The organism is Streptomyces sp. NPDC026515 (assembly GCF_055567595.1).
Map to the genome: position 1 here is coordinate 77,415 of NZ_JBVHQD010000006.1, position 21,954 is coordinate 99,368.

At 71.9% G+C, this 21,954-nt stretch carries 19 protein-coding genes and 3 pseudogenes; 11 read left to right on the forward strand and 11 right to left on the reverse strand.

Annotated elements, in window-relative coordinates; genetic code table 11:
- Positions 1 to 68: 68 nt before the first annotated feature.
- Positions 69 to 911: a MurR/RpiR family transcriptional regulator gene (locus ACZ4O3_RS13485; RefSeq protein ID WP_467722220.1), complete on the reverse strand. Its 843-nt coding sequence runs from the start codon at positions 909 to 911 to the stop codon at positions 69 to 71.
- Positions 908 to 2,416, reverse strand: coding sequence for an aromatic amino acid ammonia-lyase (locus ACZ4O3_RS13490; RefSeq protein ID WP_467722433.1), 1,509 nt, complete (start codon positions 2,414 to 2,416; stop codon positions 908 to 910). The genes ACZ4O3_RS13485 and ACZ4O3_RS13490 overlap by 4 nt, the downstream gene beginning before the upstream one ends.
- Before the next feature lie 117 nt (positions 2,417 to 2,533).
- Here ACZ4O3_RS13490 and ACZ4O3_RS13495 point away from each other — a divergent pair.
- The 5 genes and pseudogenes from ACZ4O3_RS13495 to ACZ4O3_RS13515 form a co-directional block, all read left to right on the forward strand.
- Positions 2,534 to 2,689 (forward strand): annotated as a pseudogene (locus tag ACZ4O3_RS13495) (ABC transporter ATP-binding protein); the annotation flags it as partial.
- Positions 2,684 to 3,156: pseudogene (locus ACZ4O3_RS13500) on the forward strand (glycine betaine ABC transporter substrate-binding protein); the annotation flags it as partial. The pseudogenes ACZ4O3_RS13495 and ACZ4O3_RS13500, both read left to right, overlap by 6 nt.
- A 147-nt stretch (positions 3,157 to 3,303) precedes the next feature.
- Positions 3,304 to 3,990 (forward strand): carbonic anhydrase, encoded by a 687-nt coding sequence (locus ACZ4O3_RS13505; protein ID WP_467722221.1) that lies wholly within the window; start codon positions 3,304 to 3,306, stop codon positions 3,988 to 3,990.
- A 72-nt stretch (positions 3,991 to 4,062) separates the two neighbouring features.
- Positions 4,063 to 4,482, forward strand: a complete 420-nt coding sequence (locus tag ACZ4O3_RS13510; RefSeq protein ID WP_385000955.1) for a hypothetical protein — start codon at positions 4,063 to 4,065, stop codon at positions 4,480 to 4,482.
- Between the two features lie 63 nt (positions 4,483 to 4,545).
- Positions 4,546 to 4,812 (forward strand): annotated as a pseudogene (locus ACZ4O3_RS13515) (MmyB family transcriptional regulator); the annotation flags it as partial.
- A 364-nt stretch (positions 4,813 to 5,176) separates the two neighbouring features.
- Here the strand turns inward: ACZ4O3_RS13515 and ACZ4O3_RS13520 are convergent.
- Positions 5,177 to 6,568, reverse strand: a complete 1,392-nt coding sequence (locus tag ACZ4O3_RS13520) for a cystathionine beta-synthase (protein WP_362728114.1) — start codon at positions 6,566 to 6,568, stop codon at positions 5,177 to 5,179.
- A gap of 161 nt (positions 6,569 to 6,729) precedes the next feature.
- On the opposite strand from ACZ4O3_RS13520, the gene ACZ4O3_RS13525 reads away from it, so the two are divergent.
- The 3 genes from ACZ4O3_RS13525 (at position 6,730) to ACZ4O3_RS13535 (ending at position 10,313) form a co-directional block, all read left to right on the forward strand.
- Complete coding sequence (locus ACZ4O3_RS13525; RefSeq protein ID WP_467722222.1) at positions 6,730 to 7,785, forward strand: SGNH/GDSL hydrolase family protein; 1,056 nt, start codon at positions 6,730 to 6,732, stop codon at positions 7,783 to 7,785.
- A 240-nt stretch (positions 7,786 to 8,025) separates the two neighbouring features.
- On the forward strand, positions 8,026 to 9,246 hold the full coding sequence (locus tag ACZ4O3_RS13530) for an acetyl-CoA C-acetyltransferase (RefSeq protein ID WP_467722223.1): 1,221 nt from the start codon (positions 8,026 to 8,028) through the stop codon (positions 9,244 to 9,246).
- 272 nt (positions 9,247 to 9,518) lie between these two features.
- Positions 9,519 to 10,313: a hypothetical protein gene (locus tag ACZ4O3_RS13535; RefSeq protein ID WP_467722224.1), complete on the forward strand. Its 795-nt coding sequence runs from the start codon at positions 9,519 to 9,521 to the stop codon at positions 10,311 to 10,313.
- A gap of 138 nt (positions 10,314 to 10,451) precedes the next feature.
- Here the strand turns inward: ACZ4O3_RS13535 and ACZ4O3_RS13540 are convergent, their stop codons facing one another.
- Positions 10,452 to 10,763, reverse strand: coding sequence for a hypothetical protein (locus ACZ4O3_RS13540; protein WP_362728701.1), 312 nt, complete (start codon positions 10,761 to 10,763; stop codon positions 10,452 to 10,454).
- Positions 10,764 to 10,881: 118 nt separating this feature from the next.
- Here ACZ4O3_RS13540 and ACZ4O3_RS13545 point away from each other — a divergent pair, with 118 nt between their 5' ends.
- Positions 10,882 to 11,112 carry a DUF4287 domain-containing protein gene (locus ACZ4O3_RS13545; RefSeq protein ID WP_351706537.1) on the forward strand — a complete coding sequence of 77 codons (231 nt, stop codon included), beginning with the start codon at positions 10,882 to 10,884 and terminating at the stop codon, positions 11,110 to 11,112.
- An 85-nt stretch (positions 11,113 to 11,197) separates the two neighbouring features.
- Here ACZ4O3_RS13545 and ACZ4O3_RS13550 read toward each other — a convergent pair whose 3' ends face one another.
- The 6 genes from ACZ4O3_RS13550 to ACZ4O3_RS13575 all read right to left on the reverse strand — a co-directional run bounded on the left by ACZ4O3_RS13550 (position 11,198) and on the right by ACZ4O3_RS13575 (position 16,936).
- Positions 11,198 to 12,058 carry a Bax inhibitor-1/YccA family protein gene (locus ACZ4O3_RS13550; RefSeq protein WP_467722225.1) on the reverse strand — a complete coding sequence of 287 codons (861 nt, stop codon included), beginning with the start codon at positions 12,056 to 12,058 and terminating at the stop codon, positions 11,198 to 11,200.
- A 197-nt stretch (positions 12,059 to 12,255) separates the two neighbouring features.
- Positions 12,256 to 13,434 carry a 4-hydroxybenzoate 3-monooxygenase gene (locus ACZ4O3_RS13555; protein WP_467722226.1) on the reverse strand — a complete coding sequence of 393 codons (1,179 nt, stop codon included), beginning with the start codon at positions 13,432 to 13,434 and terminating at the stop codon, positions 12,256 to 12,258.
- A 234-nt stretch (positions 13,435 to 13,668) separates the two neighbouring features.
- A complete protein-coding gene (locus tag ACZ4O3_RS13560) occupies positions 13,669 to 14,343 on the reverse strand; it encodes a hypothetical protein (protein WP_467722227.1) in 675 nt (224 codons plus the stop codon).
- A 70-nt stretch (positions 14,344 to 14,413) separates the two neighbouring features.
- On the reverse strand, positions 14,414 to 16,327 hold the full coding sequence (locus tag ACZ4O3_RS13565; protein ID WP_467722228.1) for a zinc metalloprotease: 1,914 nt from the start codon (positions 16,325 to 16,327) through the stop codon (positions 14,414 to 14,416).
- Between the two features lie 105 nt (positions 16,328 to 16,432).
- Positions 16,433 to 16,651 (reverse strand): hypothetical protein, encoded by a 219-nt coding sequence (locus tag ACZ4O3_RS13570; RefSeq protein ID WP_362726808.1) that lies wholly within the window; start codon positions 16,649 to 16,651, stop codon positions 16,433 to 16,435.
- Between the two features lie 69 nt (positions 16,652 to 16,720).
- Positions 16,721 to 16,936, reverse strand: coding sequence for a hypothetical protein (locus ACZ4O3_RS13575; RefSeq protein ID WP_362726805.1), 216 nt, complete (start codon positions 16,934 to 16,936; stop codon positions 16,721 to 16,723).
- 229 nt (positions 16,937 to 17,165) lie between these two features.
- Here ACZ4O3_RS13575 and ACZ4O3_RS13580 point away from each other — a divergent pair, with 229 nt between their 5' ends.
- Complete coding sequence (locus ACZ4O3_RS13580; RefSeq protein ID WP_362726803.1) at positions 17,166 to 17,576, forward strand: helix-turn-helix transcriptional regulator; 411 nt, start codon at positions 17,166 to 17,168, stop codon at positions 17,574 to 17,576.
- Between the two features lie 245 nt (positions 17,577 to 17,821).
- Positions 17,822 to 18,073, forward strand: coding sequence for a hypothetical protein (locus ACZ4O3_RS13585; RefSeq protein ID WP_362726800.1), 252 nt, complete (start codon positions 17,822 to 17,824; stop codon positions 18,071 to 18,073).
- A 72-nt stretch (positions 18,074 to 18,145) separates the two neighbouring features.
- Here ACZ4O3_RS13585 and ACZ4O3_RS13590 read toward each other — a convergent pair whose 3' ends face one another.
- Positions 18,146 to 21,919 (reverse strand): S8 family serine peptidase, encoded by a 3,774-nt coding sequence (locus ACZ4O3_RS13590; RefSeq protein ID WP_467722229.1) that lies wholly within the window; start codon positions 21,917 to 21,919, stop codon positions 18,146 to 18,148.
- Between the last annotated feature and the right edge of the window lie 35 nt (positions 21,920 to 21,954).

Below are 21,954 nucleotides of genomic sequence, written 5' to 3' on the forward strand. Positions count from 1 at the left end.
GTAACCAGCGAACGTGAGACGAGTCTTAAAGCCGGTCCTCCGGTGGGCCGCCCGTCCGGCCTGGCCGGCTATTCGACGAACAGTCCCCGGGCCGCCGCCCGCGCGTCGAACTCCTCCAGGCGGGCCTGCGCGTCCGGCAGGTCGTCGGCCATCGCCTCCAGGAGCACCCGGCCCAGCAGCATCGGCGCGCACGCCGTGTCGAAGGCGAGCCCGGTGCCGACGGCGGCCGGCAGCAGCAGGTCGGAGACCTTGGCCACGGGCGCGAAGGCGGAGTCGGCGACGGTCACCACGGTCAGCCCGGCCGCCTTGGCATAGCCCAGGGTGTCCACGACCTCGCGCGGATGCCGGGGCAGCGCGAAACAGAGCAGGGCCGTCGCACCCGCCCGCAGGGCCGCGTCGATGCGGTCGTGGATCATCGTGCCGCCCTCGTCGAGCAGCCGGACGTCCGGGTGCACCTTGGCGGCGAAGTAGGCGAAGCCGTACGCCTGCGACGCGGCGGCGCGCAGCCCGAGCACCGGCAGCGGCCGGGACGCGGCCAGCACCCGGCCGGCCCGCTGCACCGGGCGCGGGTCGGCGAGCACCTCGGCGAGGTGCCGCAGGTTCTCGATCTCGGCCTCGACGGCCTGCTGGTACTCGTTGTACGACGCGTTGCCGGCCGACTGTTCGGCGGGCACCACCTCGCGCAGGTGCTTGCGCAGCGCCGGGTAGCCGTCGAAGCCCAGGGCGACCGCGAACCGGGTCACGGACGGCTGGCTGACCCCGGCCAGGTCGGCCAGCTCCACGCTGGACAGGAAGGGCACGTCGGCGGCGCGCCGCACCATGCTGTGCGCGATGCGCCGCTGGGTCGGCGTGAGCCGGTGCCCCTCGAAGAGCGCCTGCAACCGTGTCGCAGGGCTGTCGGTCACGTTCATGACGTGCTCCCCCTCCAGATGTCCGTGAACCGGTCGAGCAGTCCGGCCGCCGCCGTGACGTCGTCCGTGAGCGGCCGGTCGGCCGGGTCCGCCTCGAGCACCGCCTCGGCGAGCTCCAGTGCCAGCCCCACCCCCAGCCCGGGTTCGGGCCGGAGCTCGCGCTGGCGCAGCGCCCGTACGCCGGCGACGAGTTCGCAGCCGACCACCAGACGGTACGCACGGCAGGCGCGCAGCGTTTGACGGGCGGCGAGCGAGGCGAAACTGGCCTGCTCCTCGACGCCTCGGGAGAGTACAGCGTGCCCGAGGGAGGCGGGCGCGGAGAAGGCGCGCAGATCGCCGAGGGCGGCGCCGGCGGCGTACTCCAGGATCATCACGCCGGAGGAGGCGGGCTCCTGGTCGGCGAGGAAGGGGCGCAGACGGGTGAAGGCGGGTTCGTTGAGGGAGGAGAGCCGGGAGGTGGACAGGCGCGCGACCTGGGTGACGGCGAGCCGGAAGTGGTCCAGGGCGAGAGCGAGTTGGGCCTGGTAGAAGCCGCCGTGGTGGTAGGCGGCCAGGTCCGCGGGTGAGATGAGGGGGTTCTCGGCGGCCGCGTTGATCTCGACGGCGAGGACCTGCTCCAGGGCGTCCGCGGCGTCGTGGGCGGGGCCGTGGATCTGGGGCAGGCAGCGGAAGCCGTACGGGTCCTGGATCCGGCCCAGTGGCGGGGTGGGCCGGTCGGCGGCGCCGATCAGCTCCCGCATCCGGCGGGCGACCTCGACGGTGCCCCGGTGCGGGCGGGCCGCGTGCACGGGCGCCGCGTACGCCTCGTGGGAGCCGTCGACCGCGAGCAGCGACAGGGCCGCCACCACCTGGGTGGCCTCGATCAGTCCGCGCAGTTCGTGCAGGGCGAGCGCCGACTGGCCGAGGGTGAGGGCGTTGCTGCTGATCAGGGCGAGGGCGTCGTTGTTGTCGAGGGGCTGGGGATCCGGGGCCTTCTCGCCCCGCCAGGGGTGTTCCCCGGCCAGCGCCAGTCCCACCTGGGCCAGCGCGGCGATGTCCCCGGTCCCGACCGAGCCGAACTCGTTGACGACCGGATACGCCCCCGCCTCCAGCGCCTCGCACAGGGCGCTGACGACGGTGGGCCGGAGGCCCGCGCCACCCGCCAGCAGCTGGTTGGCCCGTACCGCGAGCATCGCGCGCACCTGACGGGCGGGCAGTTCCTCGCCGATCGCGCCGGCGTGGCTGCGCAGCAGCCGCAGTCCGTGTCCCGCGGCGGCCTCGGTGGGCACGTCCTCGTTCCGGTTGGCGCCGACTCCGGTCGAACGGCCGTAGACGCGGCCGGTGGCGGCGATCTGGCGGGCGGCGTTCCAGGACTCCTCCGCGCGCCGCATCCCGTCCGTGCCGGGGACCGGCCGGGCGGCGCCGTCGGCCAGTCGTACGACATCCTCGACGCCCATTCCGATGCCGTCGAGGATCACCAGGTCGGAAGGTGTCACTCCGGCCGCGTCCACGATACGAGACGACAACACGCCCAAACTCCCCTCAACGTGGACAGCTGGTCTTGCTTTGCGGTCATCCGTTACCCCGGATCAACGCCAGACCGTTGACAAGCTATTCACCTACGAAGAACTCTGCATGACGTTATACAGCCGGGCAAGGGACATCTCATGATCCAGTTCGACGCGGTCCACAAGCGCTTCCCCAATGGCACGACAGCAGTCAATGATCTCTCCCTGGAGATGCCGGAGGGCGGGGTGACCGTCCCGGTCGGTTCCTCCGGCCGCGGCAAGACCACCACCCAGAAGTACGGCCCGGCCTCGCCGGCCGACCTGGCCAGGCAGAACGGCAGGCTGGTCATCGGCGCGGCCCCCGGGGTGAAGAAGCGCCGGGTGGGCGCCATCGGCCTGCGGGACGTGTACGGCGTCCAGTTCAAGGAGTTCACGTCACCGGACCCGGACGGGCCGCCGGTCAAGGCACCCTGAAGAAGGGCGACGTGGACGTGGCGAACCTGTTCACCACCGACACCGGCATCACGGCCGACGACCGGGTGGTGCTCACCGACCCGAAGAACCTGATCCCCAGCCAGCACATCGTCCCGGCGATCGCCGACCGCAAGGCCGACTCCACGGTCCGCAAAGCCCTCGCCCGGCTCGGCAACCTCCTCACCACCGAGCAGTTCACCGAGCTCAACAGCCAGGTGGACAACGACGAGAAGGACCCCGAGGACGTGGCGGACGCGTACGCCGAGCAGCACGGGCCGACCTGATCACGAAGCCGTATCGCATGATCGATGAGCCGATGACGGGAGTACCAAATGTCCGCAAACAGGCACGCGGAGTGACCGCACGTGTGCTTACGGTGAGGAGGTGTCAACAGCACCGCACCTGATCTCTGTGAACTCTGAGGAAGCGTCATGGCCTCGAACCGCAGGGCCTTCCTGACCGCCACCGCAACCGTCACCGCGGCCGGCGCACTGGCCGTCGCCCCCGCCCCGGCGGCGTCCGGCACCGGCCGGCCGCACTCCCGGGGACCGGCCACCGCCGGCGCCGCGCTGGACGAACTCCTCGCCGGCAACCGGCGGTACGCGGCCGGCCGGCCGCACCGACCGCGCGACATCGCCGGCCACCGCCGGCTGCCGGCCGGCGGACAGCACCCGTTCGCCGTCGTCCTCGGCTGCATCGACTCCCGGGTCGTCCCCGAGCTGGTCTTCGACCAGGGGCTCGGCGACCTGCTCTGCATAAGGACGGCCGGGCAGGTGCTGGACGAGGCCGTGCTCGGTTCCATCCAGTACGGCGTGGAGGAACTGCGCGTCCCGCTGGTCGTGGTGCTCGGCCACGAACGCTGCGGGGCCGTCGCGGCCACCCTCGGCCAGCTGCGCTCCGGCGCGGCCGTCCCCGGCCACCTGGAACTCCTCGTCGAGGAGATCACCCCGGCCGCCCGCCGCACCAGGTCGCTGCCCGGCGACTGGGCCGAGCACACCATGCGGGCGCACACCGCGTGGGTGCGGGACGCGATCCGGGCGGACCCCGCCTTCGCGGGGGCCTCGGTGGTGGCGGCACGGTTCGACCTGGACAGCGGGCTGGTGACGCTGCTGCCCTGAGGGCGGGCCCCCGGAGAATTGCGGGGGCTTACCCCAGTGCGCCGGGCACCCCGGCTCCCTACCGTGGGCTCCATGACGGACGCGCATGACACCGACCTGAAGAAGGAACTCGCCGCCACCCTGCACGCCCGCAGGGATCTGGGGCCCGAGTACGAGTCGGAGCTGGCCGACTCCTTCCTGGAGAAGATCGACCAGCGCATCGACGGCGCGGTCGAGCGCCGGCTACGCAGGACCCTGGCCGAGCAGCAGATGCAGCAGGCCCGGGGTTCGCGCGGCGCCAAGGGCAGCGACTCCTGGGGTGAGCGGTTCGGCTTCGGGATCGTGTCACTGGTGCTGGCGATCCCGCTGTCGGCGATCGGCGGCGGCATCGCGCACCTGCCGGGACTGGTGGCCGCCTGGGTGGGCATCGTCGGCATCAACGTGGCCCAGGCCGTCCGCCTGAACCCCGGCATGTTCGGCCGGGGCGGCCGGGGCGGCCGGGACGGGATGTGACCGGCCGGACCCGGCGCTGCGCTCACACCTGACGGATCGGCAGCACGACCACCTGACGCAGCCGACGATGCCCGCATGGCCGCACTGGTCGGCGAACTGTCCATGAAGAGCGCGGACTTCCGCCGCCTGTGGGCGGACCACGAGGTCAAGGAGTGCGCGTACGGCGTGAAGCGCATCCAGCACCCGGTGGCGGGCCTGCTCACCCTCCCCTACGAGACCCTCACGGTCCCGACGCCCCCGGACCGGACGATCGTGGCATACACCCCGGAACCGGGCTCGGGGACGGCTGAGCGGCTTTCGCTGCTGGGGAGCTGGGCGACGACCGGCTGAACCGGGCCGGGAGAAGCGGCGTACCGGGAAGAGCCGGGAAGAGTAATGCGCGGGGACCGCCGCACCCCCGTTACCGGGGGGCGGGACGACGGCGGTCCCCGCGAGGGACGCGAGCCGGGTCAGGGCCGGGCTGGCACGTCCAGGCGTCCATGGAGGTCCGGGAGCCGCTCCGGAGGTCCTTGGACGTTCGGTGTCGGCCGAGGCGGGGAGCCGCTCCCGCCCTGCCGACATCCACCAATGTGCCGGACCCGTGTTAAGCGTGTGCTGCGTGGACGTGACACGCTCGTACCACTTCCGCGAAGTCCACCGCTCGGACGCGGGACGGCAAGTTCCCCGGTGTCACGGCCGGTTCACCGGACGTTCGTCAGTGCTTGCCGCCCTTGGCGAGAAACGCCAGCAGGTCCTGACGGCTGACCACGCCCTTGGGCTTGCCCTCGACGAGGACGATCGCCGCGTCGGCCGCGCCCAGCACCGACATCAGGTCGCCGACCGGCTCGCCGGAGCCGACCTGCGGCAGCGGCGCGCACATGTGCTTCTCCAGCGGGTCCTCCAGGGAGGCGCGCTTGCTGAACAGCGCGTCGAGCAGCTCCCGTTCGACGACCGAGCCGACGACCTCGGCGGCCATCACGTCCGGGTGCCCGGCGCCCGGCTTGACGACCGGCATCTGCGAGACGCCGTACTCGCGCAGCACCTCGATGGCCTCCCCGACGGTCTCCTCCGGGTGCATGTGGACGAGGGAGGGGATGGAGCCGCCGGCCTTGTCGCTGAGCACGTCGGCGACGCGGGCACTGGGGCCCTCGTCCTCCAGGAAGCCGTAGTCGGCCATCCACTCGTCGTTGAAGATCTTGCTCAGGTAGCCGCGGCCGCTGTCCGGCAGCAGGACGACGACGACGTCGTCCGGGCCAAGCCGCTCGGCCACCCGCAGCGCGGCCACGACCGCCATTCCGCAGGAGCCGCCGACCAGCAGGCCCTCCTCCTTGGCCAGCCGCCGGGTCATCTGGAAGGAGTCCTTGTCGGACACCGCGACGATCTCGTCGGCCACGGTCCGGTCGTAGGCGGTGGGCCAGAAGTCCTCACCGACGCCCTCGACCAGGTACGGCCGGCCGGACCCGCCGGAGTACACGGAGCCCTCCGGGTCGGCGCCGACGACCTGCACCCGGCCGTCGCTGGCGTCCTTCAGGTAGCGGCCGGTCCCGGAGATGGTGCCGCCGGTGCCCACGCCCGCCACGAAATGGGTGATCTTCCCCTCCGTCTGCTCCCACAGCTCGGGGCCGGTCGAGTGATAGTGCGAGAGGGGGTTGTTCGGGTTGGAGTACTGGTCAGGCTTCCAGGCGCCCGGGGTCTCCCGGACGAGCCGGTCGGAGACGTTGTAGTACGAGTCCGGGTGCTCCGGGTCGACGGCGGTGGGGCAGACGACGACCTCGGCGCCGTACGCCCGCAGCACGTTGATCTTGTCGGTGCTGACCTTGTCGGGGCACACGAAGATGCACTTGTACCCCTTCTGCTGGGCCACGATCGCCAGCCCGACTCCGGTGTTTCCGCTGGTCGGCTCGACGATGGTGCCCCCGGGCCGAAGCTCCCCGCTCTTCTCGGCGGCCTCGATCATCCGCAGGGCGATGCGGTCCTTCACGGAACCGCCCGGGTTGAAGTACTCGACCTTGGCGAGCACGGTGGCCTGAATGCCCTGGGTGACACTGTTGAGCCTCAGCAGCGGGGTGTTGCCGACGAGGCTGATCATCGAGTCGTGGAATCGCACCGTTGTCTCCGGTTGCTTGCAAAAGGGGTGGTCCTGGTGGTGTCGCCAGCCTAGGGCCTTTCCCGCGACCCGATCCGGAGGTTCACTCCCCGTTGAGATTGACGCACGGCCTGTACGGGGCAAGGAGTGGATGAGCGGCAACGAGGAGGTGGCGGCGGCGCATGACGAACATGTCGAGGGCGCGGGTGGCCCGGCGGATCGCGGCCGGGGCGGCGTACGGCGGCGGCGGGGTCGGGCTGGTCGGCGCGGCCGCGGTGGGTCTGGTGCTGGCCGAGGTGCGGATGGCCAGGACGGCGGTGGGCAACGGCAACAGCGGCGGCCGGGTACCGGTGGCGGACGGCCGCTACGGCGACGCGTACGGCACCGGTGAACCTCCGCTGCGCCTGACGATGCTCGGCGACTCCACGGCGGCGGGGCAGGGTGTGCACCGGGCCGCGCAGACCCCGGGCGCGCTGCTCTCGTCGGGCCTCGCGGCGGTGGCCGAACGCCCGGTCGAGCTCACCAACGTGGCCCTGCCCGGCGCCCAGTCCGACGACCTGGACCGCCAGGTGGCGCTGGTCCTCGGCTCGGCCTCGCCGGTCCCCGACGTCTGCGTGATCATGATCGGCGCGAACGACGTCACCCGCCGCATGCCGCCGACCCGCTCGGTGCGTCACCTCTCGGCCGCGGTTCGCCGGCTGCGCACGGCGGGCGCGGAGGTGGTGGTCGGCACCTGTCCCGACCTGGGCACGATCGAGCCGGTACGGCAGCCGCTGCGCTGGCTGGCCCGGCGGGCGTCGCGCCAGCTGGCGGCGGCGCAGACGATCGGCACGGTGGAGCAGGGCGGCCGCACGGTGTCGCTGGGCGACCTGCTGGGCCCCGAGTTCGCGGCCAACCCCCGCGAGCTCTTCGGCCCCGACAACTACCACCCCTCGGCGGAGGGGTACGCCACGGCGGCGATGGCGGTGCTCCCCACGGTCTGCGCGGCCCTCGGCCTGTGGCCGGCGGACGAGGAGCGCCCCGACGCCACCCGCCGCGAGGGTTTCCTCCCGGTCGCCCGTGCGGCGGCGGAGGCGGCGGCCGAGGCCGGCACGGAGGTCACGGCGGCGATGCCGACGGGGCCGCGGGGACCGTGGGCCCTGCTGAAGCGCCGCCGGCGCCGGCACGTGGAGCCGCCCGCCCTCCCCACCGGCCCGGCCTCCGAGGAGGCGAGGTCGAGGGCGGGCACGTCCGAGTAGGGCACGGCGGGCCGGGGCCGGGGAATGCCGGGTACCGGCAGCGCCCCCGTGAGGGGCGCGGGGAACCGTGCGACCAGCCACGGCGGTCCCGCACCCGACGGGCACCGCACCGCACCCCGCCCAAGCAAGCGCTTAGAAAGTGCGGCCAGTGTCACACCGCGCTACCGATGACCAACCCCATACGTACGGGTAACTTCCCAAGCAGCCCTGTCAGTCCCCGCACGCCACTGGAGCCGTGAGATGCCAGAAGCCGTCATCGTCTCGACCGCCCGTTCCCCGATCGGCCGTGCCGTCAAGGGCTCCCTGAAGGACCTGCGCCCGGACGACCTCACCGCCACGATCATTCAGGCCGCCCTCGCCAAGGTCCCCGAGCTGGACCCGAAGGACATCGACGACCTGATGCTCGGCTGCGGCCTCCCCGGCGGCGAGCAGGGTTACAACCTCGGCCGGATCGTCGCCGTGCAGATGGGCATGGACCATCTCCCCGGCTGCACGATCACCCGGTACTGCTCCTCGTCCCTCCAGACCAGCCGCATGGCGCTGCACGCCATCAAGGCCGGCGAGGGCGACGTGTTCATCTCGGCCGGCGTCGAGACGGTCTCCCGGTTCGTCAAGGGCAGCTCCGACGGCCTCCCGGACACCACCAACCCGGTCTTCGCCGAGGCGCAGGCCCGTACCGCCGCCACCGCCGCGTCCACCGGCTCCACCTGGCACGACCCGCGCGAGGACGGCCTGGTCCCCGACCCGTACATCGCGATGGGCCAGACCGCCGAGAACCTGGCCCGCGTCAAGGGCGTCACCCGCCAGGACATGGACGAGTTCGGCGTCCGTTCCCAGAACCTCGCCGAGGAAGCCATCAAGAACGGCTTCTGGGAGCGCGAGATCACCCCGGTGACCCTGCCCGACGGCACGGTCGTGAGCAAGGACGACGGCCCGCGTGCCGGCGTCACCATGGAGGGCGTTTCCGGTCTGAAGCCGGTCTTCCGCCCCGACGGCCTGGTCACGGCCGGCAACTGCTGCCCGCTGAACGACGGCGCGGCCGCCGTGATCATCATGTCCGACACCAAGGCCCGCGAGCTCGGCCTCACCCCGCTCGCCCGGATCGTGTCGACCGGCGTCACCGGCCTCTCCCCCGAGATCATGGGCCTCGGCCCGGTGGAGGCCTCCAAGCAGGCCCTCGGCCGCGCCGGCCTGACCGTCGACGACATCGACCTGTTCGAGATCAACGAGGCGTTCGCCGCCCAGGTGATCCCCTCCTACCGCGACCTGGACATCCCGCTGGAGAAGCTGAACGTGAACGGCGGCGCCATCGCCGTCGGCCACCCCTTCGGCATGACCGGCGCCCGCATCACCGGCACGCTCATCAACTCCCTCCAGTTCCACGACAAGCAGTTCGGCCTGGAGACGATGTGCGTCGGCGGCGGCCAGGGCATGGCCATGGTCATCGAGCGCCTCAGCTGAGTCCCTGAGTAACCGTCACGGGACCCAACGTGACGCCACGGCCCGGTGTTCGAGAAAGCCCCGAACGCCGGGCCGATTTGTGATCCAATCTCCCCCAGGATGTGACCTATCTCCCTCCGTGGACATATCGCCGCAGGTCAGTGTGGCCGTCGGGGCAGATGCGCCAGCCAAAGTCCTGTCCATTTCGTGACGTTACGCACTGACAGGTTGATAGTCCACCCTTCAAGCTGATGTAGGAAGTCGGGGGTCGACTTTGAACCGGGAGTACGTCAGTGAGCGCCATGCCGATCGCCTTGCTGCTCACCACGGCCGCCACGGGCGCCGTGGGCGTCGCTGTCCTGCGCACCGTGCTGAAGCTGCGCCGTCAGGTCGCCGAGCTGCACACCCAGCTTGCTCAGAACCAGGCCGCCGCGATGCGCGCGCTGCTGCCGGCCGCCCGCAGTCATGCGGACGCCGAGCAGATACGGGCCGCCGTCGCCGAGGCACTGGCCGAGGAGCGGGAGCGCGAGCTGGCCGAGGCACGGGCCTTCTGGGCCGCGCAGGAGGCGCGGGACGCCTCCGACACGCCGTCGCTGCTGGGCCTGGCGGACGGTGAGCCGTTCCTGCCCCGGCACAGCGACTTCGTGGGCCTGGAGCCGGTCGCCGAGCAGGCGACGGAGACCGACGACTTCGCCGGGAGCGCCGGCACCGAGTCGCCGGAGCTGGCCGCGGCGCGCCGCCGGCACCCGTCCCACCCGGACTTCGTGCCGGTGCAGTCGCCGGTGGTGAACGACCACGAGCGCACGGTGGCGACGCTCGAGCAGTTGGCCGAGTTGCAGGTCGAGCTCTCCGACGTGCGCCCGGGGCCGCTGGGCACGCTGGACGTCTACGTCTTCGCCGACGGCACCACGCTGTGCATGACGCCGGGGCACCGGGAGACGGCGGAACGGCTGGCCGCTGCGCTGAACGCGGGCGAGACGCCGTACCTGCTGGGCGGGTCCGGGATCTCCGGCGCCTACACGCTGACGTTCGCGTGCGGCGAGGAGAACGTGTACATCCTGGCGGACCGGGTCATAGCGTCGCTGTGAGGCGTTGAGGGCACGGGCACGCCGCCGGGTGCGGGACCGTGGGGGTTGTTGGCGCAGTTCCCCGCGCGCCTTTCTGGGGCGCGGGGCACTGCGCGACCAGCCAGGACGGCCGCACCCGGCAACGCGCACCCCCGGCCCTCACACCCCCGCCTTCTTCTGCGCCTCCTCCACCAGGCGTACCGCGTCGTCGACCTCCGCGTCGCTCTCCAGGACGATCGCCAAGTCGTTCCCGGCCACGGTGATTTGGTCGGCGACCGCGAACATCCCCGCGTCCGGCATCTCCCGGGCCTGACCGCCCGGATCCTCGACGTCCTGCGCCCAGTCGGCCAACCGCCTGGCCAGCGCAAGCGCCTCCGCGGCCGCTCCCCTCTGCAACCGGCTCTGCGGCGCCGCCCTCAACTTGTCTGCGAAGTGCTCCACGGCACGGGTAAGAGGCGTCGTATCAACCACGCCGTGAGCGTAACGCCTGGCGTCGGCTGTCCTGTCCCGACTGTTGCCAACACGCCAACACTCAGGCACGGTGGCGTGAAGGACCGGCTACAACCCCCTTTGCGCACCGGAGGCGCCGATGTCCCAAGTCTTCTCCGAGGAGACCCATCGCAACATGCTCGCCCGCATCCCCCACTGCACCGGTCGTGAAGTGTCCGACTGGCTGCGCACCGTGGCCGAAGGCCCGTCCCTCTTCCGCTTCGAGGAGAAGGTCAGCTGGCTCCGCCACGAGCACAATCTCGCGTACGGCCACGCGAAGGCGTTGATCCATGAGTACGACCTGAGGAGGGCCGCGCGCAAACTTCTCTAGGCGCGCACAGACGAGAAGCAGGGACGGGAAAGGGCCCCAGGGGTGCCCCGGGGCCCTTCTCGGTTCGCTTGCTCCCTTACGGGCGCTAGTCGTTGCTGCTGAAGATCGCCACCAGGCGCAGCATCTCGACGTAGATCCACACCAGCGTCAGGGTGAGGCCGAACGCGGCCAGCCAGGCCTCGTTCTTCGGGGCGCCGTACGCGATGCCGTCCTCGATCTGCTTGAAGTCGAGGGTCAGGAAGAACGCGCCGAGCAGGATCGCGATGATGCCGACGATCGCACCGAGCGGGCCGAAGCTGCGCAGCCCGCCGTTCTCCGCGACGCCGAACGCGACCAGCAGCAGGTTGACCGCCATCACCAGAACGAAGGCGATCGCGATGGCCATGCCGACGCGGGCGTAGCGGGCGGTGACGCGGATCCAGCCGGCCTTGTAGACCAGCAGGGTCGCGGCCGTGACCGCCATCGTGCCGAGCACCGCCTGGAACGGGGCGCCGCTCCACCGGCTGTTGTACATCTCGCTGATCACGCCGAGGAAGACGCCCTCGAAGGCGGCGTATCCCAGGATCAGCGCGGGCACCGGGGTGCGCTTGAAGCTCTGGATCAGGGCCAGGACCATCGCCACGATGGCGGAGCCGAAGGCCAGGCCGTAGCTGGTGGTGGAGATCGGCAGCAGCGCCCAGGCGAGGGCCGCGCCGACCGCGACCGTGCCCAGCGTCGTCGCCGAGCGCAGGACCACGTCGTCCATGGTCATCCGGCCGGTGGTGGCCGGGGCCTGCGGCGGGGCGCCCTGCTGGACGTCCTGCTGGGCGTAGGGGTTGTTCGCGTACGGGTTCTGCGCGTACGGGTTGCCCTGCGAGTACCCGGCCTGCGGCGCGGTGTTGAAGCCCGCGTAGCCGTTGTCGCGGCTGAACCCCCGTCGCGAGAAGACCGGGTTACTGCTCCTCATTTCACTCCTCCATGGCCGCCTTGCGAGGCCTTGGCATCAAGAGTAATGGATTGGCAAAAGAACGACCCTCGTACTTGGGGAGGATCTTTCCCTCGTCGTGCTGCGCAACACGCTACGCGGACCCCTCATTCCCGGCCACGGAGGGCTTCATTCCATGACGGGGCCGCGACACGGCCGGAACCGGCCGGAGATATGCCTCAGCCGTCCAGAGGGAAGCCCGTGTACGCCTCCGCGAGGTCCGTCTCGGCCGCCCGGTGGGAGGTGATCCGGCCGAGCCGGGCCAGCTGGAGCCGGGCGTCGAAGGGGGCGTCCTCGGGGCCGCGGTGGAGCAGGGTCGTCATGTCGTAGGAGAACCGCTCGGCCTGCCAGACCCGGCGCAGGCAGGTCGCCGAGTAGGTCTCCAGGAGCTCGGGCGAGCCCGTCTGCCGCTCGTGGGCGAGGGCGCGGGCGAGGGTGACGACGTCCCCGACGGCGAGATTGAGCCCCTTGGCCCCGGTCGGCGGCACGATGTGGGCGGCGTCCCCGGCGAGGAAGACCCGGCCGTGCCGCATGGGCTCGTGGACGTACGACCGCATGGGCGTGACCGACTTCTGGGTGATCGGCCCGCGCTCCAGGCACCAGTCGTCGTCGGTCCCGAAGCGCCGCTCCAGCTCGTCCCAGATCGCCTCGTCGCTCCACTCCTCGGCATCCGTGCCGGCCGGCACCTGGAGGTAGAGGCGGGAGACGGACGCGGAGCGCATCGACAGGAGGGCGAAACCGCGGTCGTGGCGGGCGTATACCAGTTCGTCGTGAGAGGGGGCGACATCGGCGAGGATGCCCAGCCAGGCATACGGGTAGGTGCGCTCGAAGACCCGGGAGAGGGATGCGGGGAACACGTTCCGGGCCACCCCCCAGAAGCCGTCGCAGCCGATGACGTACGCGCACTCCAGCACGTCCTCCCGGCCCTCGTGCCGGAACCGCACCCGCGGCCGGCCTCCCTCGGCGCCCTCCACCGCCACCGCCTCCGCCTCGAAGAGCAGCGGACCGCCCTCCTTGAGCTGGAGCGCGATGAGGTCCTTGCAGACCTCGGTCTGCGCGTAGACCATCACGGACCGGCCGCCGGTGAGGCCGGGGAAGTCCACGCGGTGGCGCTGCCCGGCGAACCGCAGTTCGATGCCGTCATGGCGCAGGCCCTCGCGGTCCATGCGCGCCCCGGCACCGGCGGCGCGCAGCACGTCCACCGTGCCCTGCTCCAGGATCCCGGCGCGCTGGCGGTGTTCCACGTAGGAGCGGTCGCGGCTCTCCAGGACGACCGAGTCGATGCCGGCGTTGTGCAGCAGCCGGGCGAGCAGGAGCCCGGCGGGTCCGGCTCCGATGATGCCGACGGTGGTGCGCATCGGGTCGTTCCTTCCGTGGACGGGGCGTCGTCGCCGGCTTCGGGGACCCGGGAGTTCGCCGGGCCACCTGGTTCGTCTGGTGAAATTTCCTTCACTTAGACACGCCGAGTCTCCGTCCGCGCCCACACCCTGTCAATGGTGCGCGCCTGGGGTCCGTCGGCACGCGGCCGGCCGCCCGGCCCGCCTGAGGCGGGGTGGGCCGGGCGGCCGGTGCGTGCGACGGTGGGACGGGGGTCAGCGGCCCGGCCAGCCGTCCAGGTGCCGGTGCATGGTGACGTCCTTGTGCGGGTTGCCCTTCGGGGCGTTCGCGACCGCGTCGTGCAGCACGGTGGTGACCTCCGCGGCGAGCCCGTCGGCCTTCGTACGCAGTTCGTCGGCGGGCAGCGTGGAGCGCGTCAGCTCGTCGAGCCGGTGGTGGATGTCGGCGAGCTTGCCCCGCGCGGCGGCGTCGAGCAGCAGCGGGTCGGGCGTGGCGACCACGAACTGGTAGGCGCCGGCCAGGGTCTGGCAGCCCGTGCACTCCTTGTTGGCGGCGTCGCTGAGGTTCACCGCGTTCAGCCGCGTGTGCTCCCCGGCGACCGTGACGATCTGGAAGGACAGCGCGACCGAACGGCAGTGGTCGTCGGCCGAGCAGCCGGCCGAGACGGCGTTGGCCTGGTTGCGCACGGCGGCGGCGTTGACCTTGCCGAACTGACGGACCGTGAACGAGTCCCGGACCTGGGTGTGGTGGCCCCGGTCGGCGTGGCTGAAGACGTGGTCGGAGGCGACCGCGGCATGCGGCACGGCGGTGGCCGCCTGCGCGGGCACGGCGGCGGCCGCACCGGCGACCCCGGCGGCGAACAGGCCGATCCGGACGGCCCGCCGGGTGAGCGGACCTGAGGTGGTGCGTGGTTTTCGGTGACTGCTCATGGATGCTCCAGTGCTCCAGTGCTTCTGCGGAAGGTGGTTCGACGGCCGTACGACGGCCCGGGACCGCCGGTCAGGACGAGGCCGGGGGCGGACTGGCCGGGTCGCTGGCCGGCGGCGGGGACAGGCTGGGCGTCGCGGACACCGGGATGCTCTCCGACGGCGTGGGCGACGGCGCGGGCTCCGTCGTGCCGGGTCCGTCGGACGGCGAGGGCACCGGATCGGCGACCGTTCCCCCGCCGGACGGCACCGGCGACCCGGAGGCATCCCCGCCGGATCGGCCGGACACGGAGGCGGACGGCGACGCCGCGGCGGAGGCCTGGCGCGAGGACTCCGCCGGCGAAGGACCGGCGCTCGCCGCGGCCGAGTCGTCCGGCGCACCGGCCGCCGGGTCCGACGGGCTGCCGGAGTCCGTCGGACGGTCCGGAGTGTCGGCCTGCCGGGCCGGCGGTGCCTCGGTCGGCACGCCCGGCTGGAGGATCGGCGCGATCGGCGGCTGCTTGGGCAGCGGCTTCGGGGTCACCCCGGACATCCAGGCGTAGCTGAGACCCGTGAGTCCGGCGAGAGCGAGCGCGCAGATCACGAGCCGCAGCCTGGGCCGCCCCTGCGTGGTGCGTTTCGCGGCCCGGATGATCCGCCCGCCGATCTTCACGGACAGATAGACGACGCCGGCCATCGGGCACAGCAGCATCACGCTGCCGATGGTCCCGACCAGTCCCTCGACGATCTTCCCGTCCACGAACGCCGAGCCCGTGCCGACGAGCTGCTCGGTCAGGGAGCGGGTCATGGTGGTGAGGATCCGCGGCAGGTTCCACAGTGCGTACCCGAGTTCACCGATGATCAGCGGGACCATCGTCAGCACCCAGGTGGCGACGATGGTGCGCGCCGACTTCTTCAGCCCGGCGACCTCCGTGCGGGCCTTGTCCCCCCGCGGCCCCGGCACCAGCGACAGCAGGATCGGCTTGATCTTGCCGTACAGGTCCGGGACCCCGGCCAGGTCGCCGAGGATGTAGTAGCCGTCCAGCCGTACGGCCGGCATCAGCTGTTCCAGGATCTCGAAGTGCCCGAGGTAGACGGTGGCCAGGAAGAACTGCGCCCCGGTGGCGAAGTAGGCACCGGCCATGGCCAGCATGAAGACGATGTTGAAGTAGACGCCGCCGAGGTCGGTGCGCAGCCGCCCGGCCCGGCCGATCCGGTAGACGTCGGTGACGTCGGTGTACATCGAGGGCCAGATGAGGAAGAGCCCGCACCCGATACAGCCGGGGCGGGCTCCGCCGTATCTGCACGCGGAGGCGTGGCCGAACTCGTGGAAGACGAGGGAGGCCACGGTGAGCGCGAAGACGACCAGGATCAGGACGGGCTGGTCGAGCACCTGCAGGACGGGTTCTATCGCCCCGAAGAACCCGAACAGCCAGACGTCCAGTGCGACGACCGAGGCCAGCACCAGGGCCACCACCACCGGTCGGTGCAGCCAGGTCAGCGAACGGGCGATCTTCGCCGTACGCCGCTCGTCGAAGATCACCCGATGGCCCTTGAGGGCGAGCAGCAGGTCGGAGCGCGGGGCGTCGACCTCGTCGTCCTCCTGCCCCTCCGGGACCGTCACGCCCAGCGGTTCGAGCTTCTTCTCGACGAGGAAGCGGATGTTCTCCCCGCTGACCTCGCGGCCGAAGCGGGCGCTGACCCGGTGGGCGATGGCCTCGGCATCGCGGACGCCGTCGACCGACGACGCCACCAGGTACAGCAGCCTGGACAGCTGCACGACCTGCCCGTCCCCCCGACGGGCGATGTACTTGGGCTCGGTGAATCCCGACCCCTGGTACTCGCCGTGCAGCCGCAGTCCCGCGCTCAGCCGCGGGGCCGGCGACGGCGGGTCGATCACCGGCAGGTTGCCCGTCGCCACCTGCTCGTAGGTGACCGGCCAGCCGCCGGGTCCGGGCACCGGGCCCGTGTCGTACAGTGCGGCGGTCCCGTCTCCGAGCACCGTCATGTGTGGTCTCCCCCCGGATCCCGCATGCAGTTCCCCCCTCTGGCGCCCGGCCGGCGCCGGCCGCGAGCGCCACCGCCGGGGCGACGGCGGTGGCGCTCCCGGGGACTACTGGGTGACGCTGATCGTCTGCGCGGCGGACGAGCTGGCCGACGACCACGCGGAGTGGTCGTTCAGCGCGGCGGACTGGTTGGACGCCTCGATGTTGGCGACGTGCTTGGTCACGTTGACGGTCCTGCCGAAGCTGAACTTCAGCTTGCCGAGGGCCTCGCGGCCCGGCAGCAGCTCGGCGGACTCGTTCTCCAGCTCGTTCATGTCCATGCTCATGACGGATGTCCTTTCGTTTCCTGCGCGATGAGGTCGAGGCGGGCACCGGCGCCGTGCGCCGGCACGGTGTTACTGGTGGACGTTGATGCTCTGGGCGGCGCCGGAGTCGGCCACCGACCACGACGAGTGGTCGTTCAGCGCGGCGGACTCGTTGGCGGCGCTGATGTTGGCGACGTGCTTGGTGACGTTGACCGTCTTGCCGAAGCCGAACTTCAGCTTGCCCAGGGCCTCACGACCCGGCAGCAGCTCCGCGGACTCGGCCTCGAGCTCATGGGCGTCCATCATGATCGCTTCCCCCTCAGGGATAGACATTTCCGATCGGACCGAGTCAGGTTCCCCCCGGACTCTGTCCAATCTGGTCGGACGTGCTGTCCAACGAGATTGGACACTAGGCCCTCGGAGACCCCCCGCGCAACCCGTTCGGGAAATCACCCTCTCGGCCGATCGGGGCGACGACCGTAGAATCGGCGCGACATGACGGACTCCGCAGGTGGCGAGCAGGAAGTGACGGTCAGTGGCCAACGCACTGCAGCAGTTGATCCGTGAGCACCTCGACCGCAAGGGCTGGTCCTACGGTGACGTGGCGCGGCGCGGTGGCGTCCCCCGCTCCACCGTCCACCACCTGGCCACCACCGAGCGGGTGGTCCGCATGCCCCAGGCGAGCACCCTGGAGGGCCTGGCCAAAGGGCTGGAGCTCCCGCTGGAGAGCGTGCGCCGGGCTGCCGCCGAGGCGTGCGGGATCCACGTGTACGACACCTCGCCGGGCGCGGAACCGAACGAACCGCACGGCGCGGCCGCCGCCGACCCCGAGGTCGCGCTGCTCATCGCGAGCGTCCAGAAGCTGTCGGCGGACGACCGCCGCCACGTCACCGCCCTGGTGGAGTCCCTGCTGGACCGTTCCTCCAGACCCGCCAAGGACAAGTGACCGCGTCCGGACCGTCTCCGGACCAGGTCCGGGACCTTCCGGACCGCCTCGCCGCCGTCCCGGGGGGGGGACCGTCTCCGGTCCGCCGCCGGACCGCTCCTCGAACGCTCTCGGACTGTCTTTCGCCAAGTCGGAAAAAGAATCCGACTCCGCACGAAACCGTGAAGATCCAGGACTAGTCTCTCGTTCTGCCCGGGACGCGAGAGCCGCACGACCACGGGCTCTCAGGGGGAAATGTGTTGTTCGTGCACGGCGGACCGGCGACGGCCGTGGTCCGGGGACCCGACGGTGAGTCCGTCGTCCTGCTGTCCGGGGAACTGCCCGAGGTACTGACCGACGCCTCGGTGAGCGAGCTGCTGGACCTGGCCGCCGCCATCCTGGACGCCGGCGAACTCACCCTCTTCGAGGAGTGCCTGCGCGCGCTGCGCCGCAACGGCATGCGAGCGGGCCGCCGCATCGAGGTCGACGGCGCGGTCCTGACCGTCTACGAGGGGTGAGCCGACGCCGCGGACGACGGAGCCCCTGCCCGCCCGGAGGCGGACAGGGGCTCACAGACCGTTCTGGCGGCCCTACTTGATGCCGAAGGCGCGGATCACGGTCTGGTCCACCGTGTTGCCCTTCGCGTCCTTCGCGACCGCGCGCAGGCTCGCGAAGCGGGCCTTGGACGGGGCGTTCAGCGTCGCCGTCCAGGCCGAGCCCTGCCGACGCGGCGTGGTCCGGTGCCAGGTCACCCCGTCGTCGTAGGAGACGTCGAGGGTCACGGTGCGGATGGCGCCGGCGCCGGCAGCGCCCGCGAGGTGCGAGGGCGTGACGGACACCGCTGCCCGCCGTCCGGCCCGGCCGGACAGGTCGGTGCTCACCGCGTAGTCCAGCTGGACGAGCGGCAGGGGCGACAGGACGGTGACGTCCGCGGTGCCCGAGGTGAATCCCCAGTCCGTGCGGGTGCGGGTCGAGTACGGCCGGCCCGGCACGTTCCGGTTCCCCTCCACCACCAGGTGGTAGGGCAGCGCCTGCGTGGGCAGGCCCTCGACGCCGAAGATCCCCTCGTTGGCCGTTTCGCCGAGCAGCCGGCCGCCCTGGTAGAGCGAGACCTTCGAGGTGTCCCCGTCGGCCCACACCACGCCCGCGTGGCCGCCGGAGTCGCCCCAGGCTCTCACCGACGACGAGCTGATGATGTCGCCGACCCTGAAGGGCGCCGTGTTGACGGAGTCGTTGAGCAGGCGCGGGTGCTGGACGGGCGAGAACCAGGTCTCCCGGGACGTGCTGCGCCCCTTGTACGAACGCGGTGCGCCGCCCTGGCCGAGATCCGCCATGCCCGCGCCGGAGACCCACTCGACACCGGGAGCCGCCGTGACCCACGAGGTGAGCGCGCCCTGCGCCGCGACCGGGACCGGCCGGCCGAGCATGGGCCGCCTGGTGCCGACGGAGAGGTCGTCACGGGACTCGACGGCCTCGCCCTGCTTGGTGTCGCGGAACGAGTCGTCGATCCTGGCGAGTTCGTCCGGGCCGGGCCGGTACGTCAGCGTCCGCGGGATCGCGCCGTCGTAGTGCCGGACCAGGTCGTACAGGTACCGCGGGTGGGGGTGCGAGACGACCCTGAGCGATCCCGGTCCGGACCGTCCGATGCGGTCGCGCAGCCGGACGCTGTCGTCGGTGCCGAGCGAGGCCACCGGCAGCGGGGCCGCGTCGGGCAGGTCGGCCCACGGGTCCAGCCTGCCGTAGCCGTCGTTGAGTATCAGCAGCAGCTTCGCACCGGCCTTCGCCGCGGCGGCGGCCTGGTCGGGGGCGGACACGGAGTCACTGCGGCGGACGACCGCCACCTGGCCGCGGACCTTGACCTTCGCGAACTCCGCCGCCGTGCCGTCCCCGGCCCAGACGGCCCGGTACGCGCCGCTGCCCTCGGGCAGTACGGGCGACATGCTCTGCACCACGGCGCTGTCGTAGGTCTGGGAACCCAGCGAGAGGGTGAGCGGGGGCTGTGTCTGCCGCCAGCGCGTGGTGAAGGTGTACGCGCCGTGCGTCACCTTGGGCGTCGGTGCCGCCCAGAGGCTGTCGTACCGCCAGTACTCCGGCATGTAGCTGTCCATGAACGGGTACAGATCGCCGTTCGACCGGTACTGGTCGACCCGCATGAAGCTGTTGGCGGTGGGCTGCGGCGTCAGCGCCGCGGCCCGGTGGAGGCCGGCGGCGTCGAAGCGCAGCGACTGGTCCTCGTTCAGGTCGATCTGCGGCGCGGAGAACAGGCCGAGGCCGAGGGTGTGGGTGCCGTCGACGCCGGGTACGTCGGCGTACATCCAGGCCGCGTAGTTGCTCGGGACCAGGCTGAGGTCGAGCTTGCCGGAGGAGTCGACGTCGTACACCTGGGGAAGCGTGTTCCGGTCGACGTCCTTCAGCACGAGCATGCCGGGCAGCCCCGCGCCCTTGCGGTCCTTCGAGTCGACCGACAGGGAGACCCGCCGGCCCACCTTGTTCACGCCGACCGGGGTACGGGCGAGGACCGCGCCGTCGGGGCCGGTCGCGGTGAGCCGGCTGGTGTAGGCGGCGTCGTCCGCGGCCAGGTCGAGGTGGGTGACGACGCCGACGGCGGCCGAGCCGTGCGCGGGTACCGTCAGCTGGTCGGTGGTGAGGGTGAACAGCCCGTCGGGGATGCCGGCCGCGCTCAGGCCGAGGGTCAAGGTGACCGGCTGGTCGGCGGTGTTGGTGTACGTGACGTCCTTGCGGACCGTCTGGCCGGACGTGTACGGGTACTGCGTCTGGGCGAACGCCGAGCCGGAGGCGATCACGCTCGCCCGGACGGCCGCGGCGATGTCGAGCCGGCCGCTGCCGCCCTGGTAGGGGCTGTACCTCGCGGTGCTCGCGGTGGTGCCGACCAGCACGTCCTTGAGCTGCTGCCCGCTCCAGTCGGGGTGCTCGGCCGCCAGCAGCGCCGCCGCGCCCGCCACATGGGGCGTCGCCATGGAAGTGCCGCTCATCGTCTGGTACGCGCCCTCGCCCTCGGGCGCGTACTGCGAGCGCGCGGCGAGGATGTCGACACCTGGCGCGGTGAGGTCGGGCTTGACGGCGTTGTCGCCGACGCGCGGGCCGCGGCTGGAGAACGCCGCGAGCTGGTCGACGCCCTTGCCCGGTCCGTTCACCGCGCCGACCGTCAGCGCGGCGTCGGCCGCGCCCGGTGCGCCGATGCTGTAGGGCGCGGGACCGGAGTTGCCGGCCGCGATGACGAACAGCGCCCCGGTCTCCGCGCTGAGCCGGTTCACGGCCTGGCTGAGCGGGTCGGTGCCGTCGGTGGGCGCACCGCCCAGGCTCATGCTGACGATCTTGGCGTGCTGGTCGCGGGTCGCCCACTCCATGCCGGCCAGGATCCAGGAGTCCTGGCCACTGCCGTCGTTGTCCAGGACCTTGCCGATGTGCAGCGAGGCACCCGGGGCGACGCCCTTCTCCTTGCCGCCGGACGCGGCGCCGGTGCCGGCCACCGTCGAGGCGACGTGGGTGCCGTGGCCGTGGCGGTCGGTGACGTCCTGGTCGGGTACGAAGCTCCGGGACGCGGCGATCCGCCCCGCGAAGTCCGGGTGCGCGGCGTCGATCCCGGTGTCCAGGACGGCGACGTCCACGCCCTGCCCGGTGTCCCCGCTCTGCCAGACCTCGGGCGCACCGATCTGCGCGGTGGTGTCGGCCAGCGTGGCCTTGGCCTTCCCGTCCAGCCACACCTTGGCGATACCGCCGGTCAGCCGGCCGGACGGCGCCGCGCCCGCCGTGCTCCTGGCGGCCGAGCCGGTGAGGGAGGACCAGAAGTCCGCCGCCCGCGCGTGCTCGGCGGAGATCGCGGCTCCCGTGATGCTGCTGAGTGTCAGCGTCTTGCGCGCGCCCTCGGGGGCTTTCGCGCTGCGCGCGCGGGCGGCCGCGTCGGCACCGCTGTAGGTGACGATCAGCGGCAGCCGGTCGCTGTGGCCGTCGTCGTAACCGTCCTTGAGCAGCTCGGTGACGTTGAACAGGTGCTCGTCGAGCGCGCCCGAGGCGATCCAGGGCAGGGCCTCGTCGGGGTACACGTAGGTGTCGGACCCCACGGACATGACATGGGCTCCGCCGGGCCTGCCCTGCGGATCGGTCACGGTCGCGGTGGTACCGCCGGCACCGACGGTCACCTCGACCCTGTCGCCGGTGATCAGCGTGACGGTACCGGCGGCATCGGGACGGGCGGTGACGGACGCGGCGGTGACGGTGGACGCCGCGGGAGCGGAGCCGGCGGTGCGGATCCCGGCCGACGCGGCCGGCCCCGTGGTAGCCAGGGCCACCAGGGCGGCGGCCGCGACGGTCAGCCCGCGTCGAGGGGGCGGAGGTATGCGCAAGGGGACCTCAAGAGGCTAGGCGTGCGAAAGATGTG

Excerpts from the sequence above, each read along its gene's own strand:
- ACZ4O3_RS13565 (WP_467722228.1), bottom strand. The coding sequence starts at position 16,327 with ATGACGGTGCTCGGAGACGGGACCGCCGCACTGTACGACACGGGCCCG.
- ACZ4O3_RS13545 (WP_351706537.1), top strand. The coding sequence starts at position 10,882 with ATGTCCCAAGTCTTCTCCGAGGAGACCCATCGCAACATGCTCGCCCGC.
- ACZ4O3_RS13525 (WP_467722222.1), top strand. The coding sequence starts at position 6,730 with ATGACGAACATGTCGAGGGCGCGGGTGGCCCGGCGGATCGCGGCCGGG.
- ACZ4O3_RS13570 (WP_362726808.1), bottom strand. The coding sequence starts at position 16,651 with ATGAGCATGGACATGAACGAGCTGGAGAACGAGTCCGCCGAGCTGCTG.
- ACZ4O3_RS13550 (WP_467722225.1), bottom strand. The coding sequence starts at position 12,058 with ATGAGGAGCAGTAACCCGGTCTTCTCGCGACGGGGGTTCAGCCGCGAC.
- ACZ4O3_RS13560 (WP_467722227.1), bottom strand. The coding sequence starts at position 14,343 with ATGAGCAGTCACCGAAAACCACGCACCACCTCAGGTCCGCTCACCCGG.
- ACZ4O3_RS13530 (WP_467722223.1), top strand. The coding sequence starts at position 8,026 with ATGCCAGAAGCCGTCATCGTCTCGACCGCCCGTTCCCCGATCGGCCGT.
- ACZ4O3_RS13505 (WP_467722221.1), top strand. The coding sequence starts at position 3,304 with ATGGCCTCGAACCGCAGGGCCTTCCTGACCGCCACCGCAACCGTCACC.
- ACZ4O3_RS13485 (WP_467722220.1), bottom strand. The coding sequence starts at position 911 with ATGAACGTGACCGACAGCCCTGCGACACGGTTGCAGGCGCTCTTCGAG.
- ACZ4O3_RS13575 (WP_362726805.1), bottom strand. The coding sequence starts at position 16,936 with ATGATGGACGCCCATGAGCTCGAGGCCGAGTCCGCGGAGCTGCTGCCG.
- ACZ4O3_RS13510 (WP_385000955.1), top strand. The coding sequence starts at position 4,063 with ATGACGGACGCGCATGACACCGACCTGAAGAAGGAACTCGCCGCCACC.
- ACZ4O3_RS13555 (WP_467722226.1), bottom strand. The coding sequence starts at position 13,434 with ATGCGCACCACCGTCGGCATCATCGGAGCCGGACCCGCCGGGCTCCTG.